Origin of the sequence: Streptomyces sp. NPDC017890 (assembly GCF_044328675.1) — a bacterium.
In the GTDB taxonomy this organism is placed as follows: Bacteria; Actinomycetota; Actinomycetes; order Streptomycetales; family Streptomycetaceae; genus Streptomyces.
Map to the genome: position 1 here is coordinate 216139 of NZ_JBIRHU010000006.1, position 13316 is coordinate 229454.

At 72.6% G+C, this 13316-nt stretch carries 15 protein-coding genes and 1 pseudogene; 9 read left to right on the forward strand and 7 right to left on the reverse strand.

From position 1 onward, the window contains the following. Positions 1-12: 12 nt before the first annotated feature. Together ACH4F2_RS10395 and ACH4F2_RS10400 are read right to left on the reverse strand one after the other, a co-directional pair. Complete coding sequence (locus ACH4F2_RS10395; protein ID WP_398132281.1) at positions 13-630, reverse strand: sigma-70 family RNA polymerase sigma factor; 618 nt, start codon at positions 628-630, stop codon at positions 13-15. A gap of 209 nt (positions 631-839) precedes the next feature. Beyond that, positions 840-1574, reverse strand: coding sequence for a hypothetical protein (locus ACH4F2_RS10400; RefSeq protein WP_398132282.1), 735 nt, complete (start codon positions 1572-1574; stop codon positions 840-842). 301 nt (positions 1575-1875) lie between these two features. On the opposite strand from ACH4F2_RS10400, the gene ACH4F2_RS10405 reads away from it, so the two are divergent. The 3 genes from ACH4F2_RS10405 to ACH4F2_RS10415 all read left to right on the forward strand — a co-directional run bounded on the left by ACH4F2_RS10405 (position 1876) and on the right by ACH4F2_RS10415 (position 3797). Next, a complete protein-coding gene (locus tag ACH4F2_RS10405; protein WP_398132283.1) occupies positions 1876-2091 on the forward strand; it encodes a hypothetical protein in 216 nt (71 codons plus the stop codon). Positions 2092-2219: 128 nt separating this feature from the next. Beyond that, positions 2220-2825, forward strand: a complete 606-nt coding sequence (locus tag ACH4F2_RS10410) for a flavodoxin family protein (RefSeq protein ID WP_398132284.1) — start codon at positions 2220-2222, stop codon at positions 2823-2825. 408 nt (positions 2826-3233) lie between these two features. Beyond that, complete coding sequence (locus ACH4F2_RS10415; protein WP_398132285.1) at positions 3234-3797, forward strand: Dps family protein; 564 nt, start codon at positions 3234-3236, stop codon at positions 3795-3797. A gap of 200 nt (positions 3798-3997) precedes the next feature. On the opposite strand, the gene ACH4F2_RS10420 is transcribed toward ACH4F2_RS10415, so the two are convergent. After that, entirely contained in the window at positions 3998-4354 is a 357-nt protein-coding gene (locus tag ACH4F2_RS10420; protein WP_398132286.1) for a PRC-barrel domain-containing protein, read from the reverse strand. Positions 4355-4539: 185 nt separating this feature from the next. Here ACH4F2_RS10420 and ACH4F2_RS10425 point away from each other — a divergent pair, with 185 nt between their 5' ends. From ACH4F2_RS10425 to ACH4F2_RS10435, 3 genes are all read left to right on the forward strand, one after another. Then, positions 4540-4893: an STAS domain-containing protein gene (locus ACH4F2_RS10425; protein ID WP_398132287.1), complete on the forward strand. Its 354-nt coding sequence runs from the start codon at positions 4540-4542 to the stop codon at positions 4891-4893. Then, positions 4890-5819: an anti-sigma factor RsbA family regulatory protein gene (locus ACH4F2_RS10430; RefSeq protein ID WP_398132288.1), complete on the forward strand. Its 930-nt coding sequence runs from the start codon at positions 4890-4892 to the stop codon at positions 5817-5819. Before ACH4F2_RS10425 ends, ACH4F2_RS10430 begins: the two co-directional genes overlap by 4 nt. A gap of 136 nt (positions 5820-5955) precedes the next feature. Beyond that, on the forward strand, positions 5956-6801 hold the full coding sequence (locus ACH4F2_RS10435; RefSeq protein ID WP_398132289.1) for an RNA polymerase sigma factor SigF: 846 nt from the start codon (positions 5956-5958) through the stop codon (positions 6799-6801). A gap of 9 nt (positions 6802-6810) precedes the next feature. Here the strand turns inward: ACH4F2_RS10435 and ACH4F2_RS10440 are convergent, their stop codons facing one another. Continuing rightward, positions 6811-7911 carry a Ku protein gene (locus tag ACH4F2_RS10440; RefSeq protein ID WP_398132290.1) on the reverse strand — a complete coding sequence of 367 codons (1101 nt, stop codon included), beginning with the start codon at positions 7909-7911 and terminating at the stop codon, positions 6811-6813. Between the two features lie 220 nt (positions 7912-8131). On the opposite strand from ACH4F2_RS10440, the gene ACH4F2_RS10445 reads away from it, so the two are divergent. Next, positions 8132-9253, forward strand: a complete 1122-nt coding sequence (locus ACH4F2_RS10445) for a lipid II:glycine glycyltransferase FemX (protein WP_398132291.1) — start codon at positions 8132-8134, stop codon at positions 9251-9253. Between the two features lie 29 nt (positions 9254-9282). Here the strand turns inward: ACH4F2_RS10445 and ACH4F2_RS10450 are convergent, their stop codons facing one another. Continuing rightward, positions 9283-10023 (reverse strand): class I SAM-dependent DNA methyltransferase, encoded by a 741-nt coding sequence (locus tag ACH4F2_RS10450; RefSeq protein WP_398132292.1) that lies wholly within the window; start codon positions 10021-10023, stop codon positions 9283-9285. A 155-nt stretch (positions 10024-10178) separates the two neighbouring features. On the opposite strand from ACH4F2_RS10450, the pseudogene ACH4F2_RS10455 reads away from it, so the two are divergent. Together ACH4F2_RS10455 and ACH4F2_RS10460 are read left to right on the forward strand one after the other, a co-directional pair. Further along, positions 10179-10658: pseudogene (locus tag ACH4F2_RS10455) on the forward strand (amidohydrolase family protein); the annotation flags it as partial. A 75-nt stretch (positions 10659-10733) separates the two neighbouring features. Continuing rightward, complete coding sequence (locus tag ACH4F2_RS10460) at positions 10734-11432, forward strand: type 1 glutamine amidotransferase (RefSeq protein WP_398132293.1); 699 nt, start codon at positions 10734-10736, stop codon at positions 11430-11432. Positions 11433-11435: 3 nt separating this feature from the next. Here the strand turns inward: ACH4F2_RS10460 and ACH4F2_RS10465 are convergent, their stop codons facing one another. Both ACH4F2_RS10465 and ACH4F2_RS10470 read right to left on the reverse strand, forming a co-directional pair. Then, positions 11436-12611 carry a GDSL-type esterase/lipase family protein gene (locus ACH4F2_RS10465; protein WP_398132294.1) on the reverse strand — a complete coding sequence of 392 codons (1176 nt, stop codon included), beginning with the start codon at positions 12609-12611 and terminating at the stop codon, positions 11436-11438. 43 nt (positions 12612-12654) lie between these two features. After that, entirely contained in the window at positions 12655-13224 is a 570-nt protein-coding gene (locus ACH4F2_RS10470; protein ID WP_398132357.1) for a TetR/AcrR family transcriptional regulator, read from the reverse strand. Positions 13225-13316: the final 92 nt, after the last annotated feature.

A 13316-nucleotide genomic window follows, 5' to 3' on the forward strand; every position in this document is an offset into this window, starting at 1 on the left:
TACGGCCGGCCGTCACGCGGCGGCGGCCACCGGCACGGGGCACTCGGCGTCGTTCAGCCATTCGATCAGGGAGATGCGGGCTCGGGCGACGCGTGAACGCACCGTCCCTGTCGGGCACTCGCTGACGTCGGCCGCCTCCGCGTAGGGCAGCCCGAGCAACTGGGTGAGGACGAACGCCTGGCGCCGGTCGGCGGGGAGCGTGGCCAGCAGTTCGGCGAGGGCGATGCCGTCGTCGAAGCCGGGCAGACCGCGCGGCTGGGTGCGCTCGGCGGCCGACTCCCAGTCGTCCGTGGCCGCCAGGCGGGGCCGGGAGGCGTCGTAGCGGATGCTGTCGACCACCGCGCGGCGCGCGATGGAGAACAGCCAGGTGCGGGCCGAGGAACGTCCTTCGAAGCGGTGCAGGCTGCCGAGGGCACGCAGGAAGGTGTCCTGGGTCAGGTCGTCGGCGCTCTGCGGATCGGCGCCGAGGAAGGTCACGTAGTGGCGGACGTCCCGGTGCAGGGCGCGTACGAAGTGGTCGACGGCGTCGGGGTCGCCGGTGCGCGCGGCGAGTGCCCAGGCCGTGATCGACGCCTCCTTCGCGTCCGTACCCGGTTGCCTGCGTGAGTGGGGCGGGGCAGGAGTGATCACCTGTGGCTGTCCTTCTCGGAATCAGGGATCCGGTCTCCGTGCGGGCCGGCCCGTGCGGGACGGGCCGGCGGCACGGCAGGACCGGCGACGGGGTGGCGGCCGGGCGCGGGAGCACGCGGCCGGTGCCCGAGGCGCGACGCCGACGGCTCGACGGCTCGACGGCTCGACGGCTCGAGAGTTCGCCGACGGCCTCGGGGATCGTGCTGTCGTCAGACGACAGCGTCCCCGGCGGGCGGACCCCGAGAAGTGATCGCGTGGACGAGGAGGAGGCGGCGCGGCGCCCGGTTGGAGGCGGCGCGGCGGGCCCGGGCACGCGGCCGGTACGGCGGCACCGGCGGCCTGAGCAGCATGCGCAGCGGCGCGACGAGCCGGGCGGCGAGGGACCGCAGGATGCGGAACGCGGCGCGTTCGCCGTGGGCGAGCCAGAGCCCGCACAGCGACGCGGCCACCAGGTGGGCGGTGAGCATGCCGGTCGAGGACATGCCGCCCAGGGCGTGGCCCGTGGAATCCACGGCATCCATCGCGCTCATACCGGGCATGGAGTGCGCTGCGTGGGTTCCGTGGTCCAGGGTGCCCATGGACCTCGACATGCCTCCCTGCTCCGCGCCCGGGCCGGACGGCATCCGGCACAGCAGGGTGTCCAGCCACCGGCGTACGAGGGGTTCGTCGCCCGAGGACCGCGGCCCTCGTGTCGCCTGGGCGAGCGAGAAGGACGCGTGCAGCACGGTCTGGGCGGCCACCGCGACACAGACGACGGCGAGCGGTCCGCGTTCCCGGTCGGCGAGCCACCACGCGGCGCCGCCCGTCGCCAACGTGCCCGCGGCAACGGTCCACCAGGGGACCGCGGTGCCGGACATCAGAATGTGTCCCAGCGCGGCGAGCAGCACACAGACGGCCGCGAACACCGCGGCCCGTACCGTGCGAGAACACCACCCTGCGGTCATGGCGACCTCATCCTTGCATCCGGGCTTCCGTGATCACTGGGGGTACGGATTTCGGTGCGGCCTCCCACTCAACCCGACGGGGGTGATCCGCGCCATACTTCACACACGTACGGTCGGAGCGGAAGTCCGCCCGGTTCCCGGCCGTCCCCGCCGGACCGGAGCAGCGGAAGCGAAAGCGGGAGCACCGGCGCACGGGCTCCGTCCGCCGTGCCTCCGCGTCCGGCGGAGGCCGTGCGTCCATGGCCGCCGCACCGGGTATCTCCCTGTGCAGTCCCCCAGGGAACATGGAAGGTGCCCCGGTATGACCGATCCCCACGACCTGGAGCCCGTCGCGGCGTTCTGCGGGAACTGCGACTGCGGCTGCCCCCGGTTGTTCGTCGACCCCAACGCCCCGGCGGAACGACGGATCGTCCTGACCGACGACTTCGGCCAGCGCGTGCAGATGAGCGCTGACCAGTTCTCGTCGCTGGTCGACGACGCCAAGCAGGGCAAACTGGATGGAATCGCCCTCCCCTGAGCAGAGACCGCCGCTCAGAGACCGCCGCGCCGCCGTCCACCCGCTCCCCCGATCGCCGTGCGGCCGGGCGGGTGAACGGTCTCGCGGTGCGACGGTCGACGGCCACCGCCCGGGGAAGGGGGGTAGGCATGCGCGCACTCGTCATCAACTGCACCCTCAAGCCCTCCCCGCAGCCGTCGAACACCGAGGCCCTGGCCGCCACGGTCATCGCGGCACTGAAAGGCCACGGGGCGGAGGTGGACGTCGTACGGGCCGTCGACCTGAACCTGAAGCCGGGGGTCGAGACCGACATGGGCGACGGCGACGACTGGCCGGGCGTGCACGCGAAGCTGCTGTCGTCGCAGATCCTGATCATCGCGTCGCCGACCTGGCTCGGCCGCCCGTCCTCGGTCGCCCAGCGGGTCCTGGAACGCATGGACGCCATGCTCGGCGAAACCGACGACGAAGGGCGTCCCGTCGCCTACAACCGCGTCGCCGGAGTCCTGGTCACCGGGAACGAGGACGGCGCCCACCACGTCATCAGTGAGATCAGCGGCGGACTCGCGGACCTCGGCTACACCGTCCCCGGTCAGGCCTGGACCTACTGGCACCTCGGCCCGGGGCCCGGTCCCGACTACCTCGACGACGACCGCGGCCACGACTGGTCGACCTCCACGGGCCGGGCGATGGCGTCCAACCTCGTCCACGCGGCGCGCGCGCTCAGTGCGATGCCGCTGCCGGCCCCGCCGTCCTGACGTCTACGGCGCGCAGCGTGCGGCCCGCGGGCAGAGCAGCGCCGCCGCGGTGGCCGGCACGATCAGCGCCGCGCAGCCGGCCGGCGCCCGGGCGGTGCCCACGGCAGCCGCGCCCGGGGCATCCGGTCGGCGACGGTACCGCCGAGGGGCGTCCGTCACGGACAGGCACCCTGGGGCCCGGTGATCGGCGCGCGCTCCGCACATCCTGTCGGCGGGCCGCCGCCCCGGCGTCGCGCCCGGGACGGTCCGCAGCCCGGCACCGGAAGGACATCCGGACGGTTGGCTCACCCGCTCGGGGGAGACCCGTCAATCCTCAGGCACAGCGCCCGTGCATGTCTGCCGCCGCCGAAGCGGGGCAGTCGTGCACGTGCAACGACGTACGAGACGCATGAGGAGCTGGTGTCCGCCATGACGCACGACCTGACCCCGAAGTACACGGTCCCCGGCATCGAGCGCGAGGCCGCCGGCCGGCTGATCGGCGTGCTGCGGCAGCGCCTGCACGCCCTCAACGACTTGCATCTGACCCTCAAGCACGTGCACTGGAACGTCGTGGGACCACACTTCATCGCCGTGCACGAGATGATCGACCCCCAGGTCGACCAGGTACGCGACATGGCCGACGACGTCGCGGAGCGCATCGCCGCGCTCGGCGGGGTGGCGCAGGGCACACCCGGTGCCCTGGTGGCCGAGCGGCCCTGGGACGACTACTCCATCGGACGGGCCGACGCCATCGCCCATCTCGGCGCGCTCGACGTCGTGTACACGGGCCTGATCGAGGGTGTGCGCGCGGCCGTGAAGGAGGCCGGCGAGATCGACCCCGCCACGGAGGACCTCCTCATCGGCCAGCTCAGGGACCTGGAGCAGTTCCAGTGGTTCGTGCGTGCCCATCTGGAGAGCTCCGGAGGCACACTGGCGACGGGCAGCGCGACCTCCGAGACGGAGGCGGCGGAACGCGGCGCGGAGCTCACCTAGACACGTCCGCCCGGTGGTGGAGCAGGACGGGCCGACCGTGTGCCGGTGGCGGCGGGCGGCCGGCCCACGTGCCCGCCCCTGCGGTGCACGCCCTTCTTGTGCACGCCCGGCGTGCGGGGCGTCGCCCGGCGTGCGGGGCGTCGTCGGCGTCCGATGAGTACCCCGACGGGCGGCTCCCCCGGGAGGGCCCGTCGGACGGTTCAGCGCCGGCCGAGCCGGCGTTCGCCGCGGCTGCCCTGCTCGTAGGGCAGGTGGTAGTGGGCGAAGACGGCTTCCTCGTCCGCGGCCGCGAGTTCACCGTCCGGGTCGATCCCGGGCGCGTCCTTGACCAGGCTCTTGTCGTAGGTCACCTTCAGGTAGCCCGGTCCGACGGTGGCCTTGTCCACCGGGACGAACACCAGGCGGCGGCGGGTCGGCAGCCCGACCAGGACCGCGGCGAACGCGGGCCGGTCGGTGGCGGTGTCGACGTAGACGGATTCCAGAGTCCCGATCTTGCGGCCGTCGCCGTCGACGACGTCATGGTCACGCCAGTCACGAATGTTGTCGGCTTCAAACATGTCCGGTCTTCCCTTTCCGAGGACGCGAGGACGCGAGGACGCGCTCACTGTCGTGTTCCCCCCTTCGGGCCCCCGTCGCATGTCCTGTCCCCACTGCGGCGTACGACGCCCGATCGCGATAAGATGCCTGGCCGGACGCGGCGCCGAGGTGCGGACACCCGGCGGATTCCCGAAGGAGATCGAGTGTGGATGCCACAGGCCCCTCGGACGGCCCGTCCCGGGTGCGAACCGGGGCCGTGCTGGAGGTGGGCCCGTTGCCGGGCCGTCCCGGCATCCGTGCCAGCGGAGAGATCAGCGTGACCACCCGCCTGTCCTGGGAGAAGGCTCTCACCGAGCTGTCCAGGCGGCACGCGGACGTGTCCTACGTGGAGCTGTCCGGCGTACGGTTCGTCGACGTGGCCGGGGTCACGGCACTCGCCGTCACCGCCATGAACCTGCCCGCCGGACGGGTCGTGGTGGAGCAGCCCCCGCCCCAACTGCCCCGCGTCCTGGAGCTGTTCTGGCCGTCCCTGCACCGGATCGAGGTGGCGCCGCGATGAGTACGGTGAACACCGACACGTCGTTCGCCCATCCGGCGCTGTTCTACCGCTCCGAGGGCGAGTACACGGACCGGACGGTGACGTTCGTCCGGGAGGGGCTCGCCGCGGGCGAACCGGTGGCGGTGGCCGTGCCCGGCCCCAACCTGGAGCTGATCAGGGCGGGCCTGGGAACGGAGGCGCGGGACGTCTCCTTCCTGGACATGACGGAGGCCGGGCGGAATCCGGGGCGGATCATCCCCGGCGTGCTCAGGGCGTTCGCCGACGCGCACGCGCACGAACGGGTACGCATCATCGGCGAGCCGATCTGGGCCGGGCGCAGTGCGGCGGAGTACCCGGCGTGCGCCCAGCACGAGGCGTTGATCAACGCGGCCTTCGCGGGCCGTTCCGCGACGATCCTGTGCCCGTACGACGAGACCCGGCTGGACGCGGACGTCCTGGCCGACGCCTTCGTCACGCATCCGACGGTCATCGCCGGGGGGCACCGGCGGGCCAGCGAGACCTACGACTGGCGTGCGGTCGTCGCCCGCTACAACGAGCCGCTGGGGCCCGCGCCGCACGCCGACGTCTTCGCCTTCGGTGCCGGGGAGCTGCCTCACGCGCGCCACTTCGCCGTGGGCCGGGCCACGTCGCTCGGACTGGCCGAGCGGCGGCTGCAGGACGCGGAACTGGCGGTGGCGGAGCTGACCACCAACAGCGTGATCCACGGCGGCGGTCACGGGACGCTGGCGATCTGGGCCGAGGCGGGGCAGGTGGTGTGCGAGGTCCGCGACAGTGGCCGGCTCACGGACCCGCTGGCCGGCCGCCGGCCCCCGGAGCACGGACAGATCGGCGGCCGCGGCCTGCTGCTCGTCCACTACGTCGCGGATCTGGTGCGCGTGCACACGACGGAGGACGGCACCACCGTCCGCTTCTATCTCAGCCTCTGAAACGGCGTCGCAATCCCCGGGACCCGCGACGCCGACCGCAAAAAGCATGCATGGGGGCCTTGACCCGGGGTAGGCGGTCTCTCGTCGGCCCGACAGGCCGGCGGTGACGGGGGCCGATCGACAGGGAGGGCACATCATGGCGACGACGACCGCACAGACCACCGAGCTCACCATCACGGGCATGCCGGAGGTAGCGGACCCGTCCAAGGTGGCGCCCAGGGACGCGCGGGAGTTGTCGAAGCTGTTCTTCGAGCAGCTGACGGTGCTCGAAGAGGGCACACCCGAATACCAGTACGCGCGCAACACGCTGATCGAGATGAACATGTCCCTGGTCCGCTTCGCGGCCGGCCGGTTCCGCAGCCGCGGGCCGGAGGAGATGGAGGACATCGTCCAGGTCGGCATGATCGGCCTCATCAAGGCCATCGACCGGTTCGAACTGACCCGCGAGGTCGAGTTCACCTCCTTCGCCGTGCCGTACATCGTCGGCGAGATCAAGCGGTTCTTCCGTGACACCTCGTGGGCCGTGCACGTGCCCCGGCGGCTTCAGGAGGCCCGTGTCCAGCTGGCCCGCGCCACCGAGGAGCTGCGCAGCCGGCTGGGCCGCAACCCCACCACCGCGGAACTGTCCGAGCTGATGAGCCTCCCGGAGGACGAGGTCGTCGAGGCCCGGCTGGCGGCCAACGGCTACAACTCCGCCTCCCTGGACGCGGCCATCAGCGGCAGCGAGGACGGCGAGTCGGCGCTGGCCGACTTCATCGGCGCGGACGACTCCGCGCTGGCGCTCGTGGACGACTTCCACGCCCTGGCCCCGATGATCGCCGAACTGGACGAACGCGACCGGCAGATCATCCACTGGCGGTTCGTCGAGGAGCTCACCCAGAAGGACATCGGTGAACGCCTCGGGGTCTCGCAGATGCACGTGTCCCGGCTGATCTCGCGCCTGCTGGCCCGCCTGCGGGAGGGCATGCTCAGCACCCACTGAGCGGCGGTTTCACGCGGCGGCCGTCTTCTTCCTCCGGCCGCTTCCGGAACCCGTGAGGGCGTCGATGAGCTGTTCGCGGCTCATCTTCGACCGTCCGGCGATGTCCTGGTCGGTGGCCCGCTGATAGAGCTCCGTCTTGCTCATCTCCCGCAGCTCGCCCCGCTTCGGCGGCGCCTCGCGGGAGGGAGCGGCGGCCTTCTTCCGCGGCTCGGCGCTCTTCTCCCGCGGCTCGGCGCCCTTGCCCTGCGGCTCGGCGCGCGCCTTCCGCCGTGCCGAGGGCCGCTTGCCTCCGGTGCTCTGCGCCTTCGCGGCTGACTGCTCGCCGGCGGTGCCCCTCGCCTGCTCCAGGCTGCCTCGCAGGACCTCCATCAGGTCGACGACGTTGGTGGCCCGGGGTGCCTCCTCCGCCACGGCGACCTCCTTGCCCTCGGCCTTGGCCCGGACCAGCTCGCGAACCTTCTCCTGGTACGTGTCGTGGTAGCGGGCGGGGTCCCAGGAGCCGCTGAGGGCGTCGACGAGACGCATCGCCATCTCCAGCTCCCTGCCCCCGTCCGCCCGGCCCGACGGCAGTTCGGGAAGCTCCTCGACCGGGTCGCGGACCTCGTCGGCCCAGTGCAGCGTCTGCAGCACCAGGACCTCGTCCTCGGCGCGGAGCGCGGCCAGGTACTGCCGGTTGCGCATGACGAAGGTGGCGACACCGGCCTTGCCGGCCTCGGCGAGGGCGGTGCGGAGCAGCTCGTAGACCTTGAGGTACTCCTTGCCGCGCGGGGCGACGTAGTAGGTCCGGTCGAAGTAGACCGGCGCGATGCCGTCCAGTTCGACGAAGTCGGTGATCTCGAGGGTGCGGGAGCGGCCCGGCGCGATCTCTTCCAGTTCCTCCGGCTCGACGACGACGTACTCGCCTTCGCCCACCTCGTAACCCTTGACGATGTCCTTGGGGTCGACCTCCTCGCCGGTGCGCTGGTTGACCCGCCGGTTGCGGATCCGGTCCGAGGTGCCGCGCTGCAACTGGTGGAAGTGGACCGTGTGGTCCTGTGTCGCCGAGAACAGGCCGACGGGCACCGAGACCAGCCCGAACGTGATGACACCTGTCCAGATCGCCCGCGCCATGGCCGTCCGCTCCGTCCGTCCCGCCCGTACCGCCCAGCCCGTCCACGCTGACACCCCACGCCCGGCCGCGCGCGCCGGACGGCGCACACGGGTGGGTGGCCGGGCGACAGCGCGCGCATCGGCCGCCGTCGGTATTCCCTGTGAGGTACGGGACGGCAACCGCATCCCGCGTACCGGCCGTCTCTCCCGTCGAACGGCGTCGAACGAAGGGGCACCGTCCATGAGCTGTCACGTGAAGGCGATCACGCGCGAGGAACACCTGCGCTTCGTCTCGGCCCGGCCCTCCGTGAGTCACCTGCAGATCCCCGCGTGGGGCGACGTGAAGCCGGACTGGCGGGCGGAGAACCTGGGCTGGTTCGACGAGGGCGGCGAGCTGGTGGGGGCCGGGCTGGTGCTGCTGCGGCCGTTGCCCAAGCTGAAACGGTATTTGGCCTATCTGCCCGAGGGTCCGGTCATCGACTGGGGCGCGGCGGATCTGGAGGGGTGGCTGGAGCCGATGCTCACGCACCTGAGGGAGCGAGGCGCCTTCTCGGTGAGGATGGGACCCCCGGTGGTGGCCCGGCGCTGGAGCGCCGAGGCGGTCAAGACGGCGATCGCAGACCCGGAATCCCGGCGGCTTGGGGACGTGGACCCCACCGAGCGGGAGCCGGGGGCCGACGCCGTCGCCGAGCGGCTGCGCCGGATGGGCTGGCGGCGCACCGAACCGGGCGGCGAGGACGGTTTCGCCGCCGGACAGCCCCGCTACGTGTGCCAGGTACCGCTCGCCGGACGGTCGCCGGAGCAGGTTCAGAACGGCTTCAACCAGCAGTGGCGCCGCAACATCAAGAAGGCCGAGAAGGCGGGCGTCAAGGTGGTCCGGGGTGACCGCGAGGACCTGAAGGCGTTCTACGACCTGTACGTCGAGACCGCCGAACGGGACCGGTTCCTCCCGCGACCGCTCGGCTACTTCGAACGGATGTGGGCGGCGATGACGGCCGAGGACCCGGACCGCATGCGGCTCTACCTCGCCCACCACGACGGGGAGGTGCTCGCGGCGGCCACGATGCTGACCGTCGGCGACCATGTCTGGTACTCCTACGGCGCCTCCACCAGCCGTCGGCGCGAGGTGCAGCCCAACAACGCCCTCCAGTGGCGGATGATGTGCGACGCCCTCGAACTCGGTGCGTCCGTCTACGACTTCCGCGGCATCACCGACACCCTCGACGAGGACAACCACCTGCTCGGGCTGCTGCGCTTCAAGGTCGGCGCCGGCGGTCGGGCCGTCGAGTACCTCGGCGAGTGGGACTACCCGCTCAACAAGGTGCTGCACAAGGCGCTGGGCCTGTACCTGTCGCGGCGCTGAACCCTCCGGGACCGGTCGCCCGGCCCTGGTCAGCCTGCGGGCTTCTCCCAGACCGAGACGTGGCCGCGGCTCTCGTGGGTGAACGGCTCCCGGGACCACCCCTCCCACCGGTCGCGCAACCGCAGACCGGCGAGCCGGGCCATGAGGTCGAGTTCGGAGGGCCACACGTACCGGAAGGGGTAGTACTCGTACTCCGGTCGTCCGTCCACGATGGTGACGTAGTTGGAGCTCATGGCCTGGGTGGCGGTGTCATAGGTGTCGAACGCCCACCCGGTGGGGCCGACGCGGAACGGCACGGCGGTCTGCCCCGGGGGCAGCAGCCGCAGTTCGGGCACGCCCACCTCGATGACGAAGCGGCCACCGGGCTCCAGGTGTGCGGCGGCGTTGCGGAAGCAGTCGACCTGGGCGTCCTGCGTCGTCAGGTTGTTGATGGTGTTGAAGACCAGGTAGGCGACCGTGAAGGCGCCGGGTACCCGGGTCGTGGCGAAGTCGCCGATGGTCACCCCGACGGCGTCGCCGCCCGGCTTGCCGCCGAGCCGGGCGGTCATGGCCCGGGACATGTCGATGCCGTGCACCGGGACGCCGCGGCCGGCCAGCGGCAGCGCGATGCGGCCGGTGCCGACGCCGAACTCGAGGGCCCGTCCTCCGCCCGCCAGTTCGGCCAGCAGGTCGACCGCGGGATTCACCACCTCCGGTGCGAACTTGTCCGCCGCCGACTCGTCGTAGTGCGCGGCCACGCTTTCGCCGAATACGCCGTCATCATCAGACATGGGGGGACCGTACTCCCCGTCAGGCGGCCCGTGCCCGGTGTTTTCCACCGTGCATCAGGAGCGCGTGGAGGAGCGAGGCGACGACGAGGCCGGCCGGCAGGGCGAGGTCCACGCCGCCCAGGGCGTGGGCGATCGGCCCGGTGGTTCCCCGGCGCCTCGGGGCCGTGGCGTCGATGCGCCCCACCCCCTGCTGCGACTTCACCCGGGCCGACCACACCGACACCTGGTCCCGGCGGCTGGGCGTACCGCGCGCCTCGCGGGCCTGGCGCTGCCTCGACCTGCACGACTCCGGTGCCGTCGTGGTCCTCGGCTCCGACTGGCCCATCGCGCCGCACCCGGCCGCCGGGTGTCATGGCCGGCGTCCGCCACCGCCGGCCGACTCGCGACCCCAGCCGGGCGCCGCACGGCCCGGAGCAGGCGCTGACGGCTCTGGAGGCGCTGCGCGGCATGACCGTCAACGCGGCCCACGCGGCCGGCGAGGAGCACGAGGCCGGGCGGATCGCCGTCGGTCACCGCGCCGGCCTGACCGCGCTCGCCGCCGACCCGCTCACCGTGCCGCCATCGGACTGGCCGACGTGCCGGTGCTGTTGCCGGATCTCGTCGGCGACCCTACGCACCGCGCCGCGAGCCTGTGAAGCGGCGGGAGGGTTGCGGCCCGCCGCACTCTGGGCAGTGAGGTTCTGTCCGAGCGTGTGAAGCGGGGGTGGGCGATGTCGCGGCTGCTGGTGGTGCAGAACGGTCCGGGCGGCGGTCCGGGCCGGTTCGGTGACTGGCTCGTCGTGGACGGGCTGTCACTGGACGTGGTGCACGCGTACGCCGGTGCGCCACTCCCTGGGCACCTGGCGCACGACGGCGTCATGGTGCTCGGGGGCGGCTACCTGCCCGACGACGACGCCCGCGCGCCCTGGCTGGCGCCCACCCGCGCGCTGGTCGCCGAGGCGCTGGAGCGGGGTGCCCCCGTGTTCGGGATCTGCCTCGGCGGGCAGCTCCTCGCCCATGTCGCGGGAGGCACCGTCCAAGGCGGGCACGGTGAACCGGAGTTCGGCAGCACCCCGATCACCCTGCGGGCCGGGGCCGGGGACGATCCGCTGCTGTCGGGGGTGCCGGAGCGGGTGACGGCCATCGAGCACCATGTGGACGCCATCACCGCCCTGCCGCCTGGTGCCGCCTGGCTGATGGAGAGCGAGCGCTGCCCCTACCAGGCCTTCCGGGTCGGTGACCGGGCCTGGGGCGTGCAGTTCCACCCGGAGGCGGGCGCGGACCGGATGCGGTCGTGGGACCCGGAGCGGCTACGGGCCCGGGGGCTGGGCCCGGCGGAGCTGCGCCGCCGGGCGGAACGCGACGAGCCCGCCGCCGAAGCGGTCTGGCGCGGGGTCGCCCGTCGCTTCGCCGGGGTGGTGCGGGACTGACGATCAGCCGGCGAAGGCGCCTCGGTCGGTGAAGGCCAGCTCGGCGAAGCGTTCACCCATGCGGCGGTGGGTGGCGGCGTCCGGGTGGACGTTGTCGGGCAGGGGCAGTTCGGCCGCGTCGGCCTCGCCGTAGAGCTCGCGGCCGTCGAGGTGGTGCAGGTTCGGGTCGTCGGCCGCCCGCTGGGCCACGATCCGGGCCAGCTCGTCGCGGATGACGTTCAGGGTCAGCTTCCCGCTCGCGCGTTCCGCCGGGTCGCCGGTGGCCACGAAGCGCAGCCGTCCCTCGGCGACGCCGGTGAAGTCGGGGGCGAGGGGGCCGGGGGTGTCCTCGTGGACGGGGCACAGGATGGGCGAGACGACCAGCAGCGGGGCTGTGGGGTGGCCTTCGCGGATGGTGTCGAGGAAGCCGTGCACGGCGGGGCCGAAGGCACGCAGGCGCATGAGGTCGGCGTTGACCACGTTGATACCGACCTTGACGCTGATCAGGTCGGCGGGGGTGTCGCGCATGGCCCGCGCGGTGAACGGGTCGAGCAGGGCGCTGCCGCCCAGGCCCAGGTTGATCAGTTCGACGCCGCCGAGGGAGGCGGCGAGCGCGGGCCAGGTCGTGGTGGGGCTCGCGGCGTCGGAGCCGTGGCTGATCGAGCTGCCGTGGTGCAGCCACACCCTGCGGCCCGGGTCCGGGGCCGGCGTCACGGGGGCGTCGGCGCGCAGGGCGACGAGTTCGGTCGTCTCGTTGTGCGGCAGCCAGATCTCGATGTCCTTGTAGCCCCCGGGCAGGTCCGGGAAGCGGAGGGTGCCGACCGGGCCGGGCTCGACGGACGCCGTTGCGGTGGTCATGTCGATGGTCAGGGTGTTGCCGCCCGCGACACTGCCGCGGCCCGCCGGACGCCCGTCGACCAGCAGGTCGTACACGCCGTCCGGGCGCGGCGGGACGCCGACGTACACACGCTTGGTGGGCAGGGTGTCCAGTTCGAGGACGGTGGCCCGGGTGCGCAGGGCCAGGCGTACTCCGGAGGGCTGGGACTCGGCCATGGCCAGCTGTCCGTCGGTGTTCTGGGCGCGGGCCCGGGCGGGCAGCCGGTGGGGCAGCAGACCGTGCTCGGTGCGCTCCAGGTCGAGGGCGCCACGGACCAGGTCCGGGGTGATCGGCGTGGTGATCAGGGCGTCGTGGGGGTGCATGTCGTCTCCGGCTGTGGCGGTGTCTGTGGTCGCGCTGCGCAGTTCAGGGTGTGGGCCAGTTGCGCAGCAGGGCGTCGAGGGCGTCCACGATCCGGGTCCAGGTCTCCTGCGTGTCGGGGGCGCTGTGGCTGAAGCCGCCGCCCGTCTCGAGACTGACGTAGCCGTGGAAGACGCTGCCCAGGAGCCGGACCGCGTGGGTCTGGTCGGGTTCCGTCAGGTCGTAGCCGCGCAGGACGGCCCGGGTCATGTGCGCGTGGCGGACGCCCGCGCTCGCCGCGGCGGTCTCGGGGTCCAGCCGCAGCTGGGCCGCGGCGTAGCGGCCCGGGTGCTCCCGGGCGTAGTCGCGGTAGACGTCGGCGAAGGCGGCGAGGGCGTCCTTGCCGGCCCGTCCGGCCAGGGCCGTGGCGGCCCGGTCGGCGAGTTCCTCCAGGGCGAGCAGGGCGATGCGGGTCTTGAGGTCCCGGGAGTTGCGTACGTGCGAGTACAGGCTCGCGACCTTGACGTCGAACCGTCTGGCCAGCGCGGAGACCGTCACCTGGTCGAACCCGACCTCGTCGGCCAGTTCCGCGCCCGCCCGGACCAGGCGTTCCGTGGTCAGCCCCACGCGCGCCATAGACATCCCTCCGTTTACCTGAACCGATTATGCATTTACCTAAACCCTTTAGGCAACCTGGCCTCCGAGGCCATGACCGCCGAACGACGAAG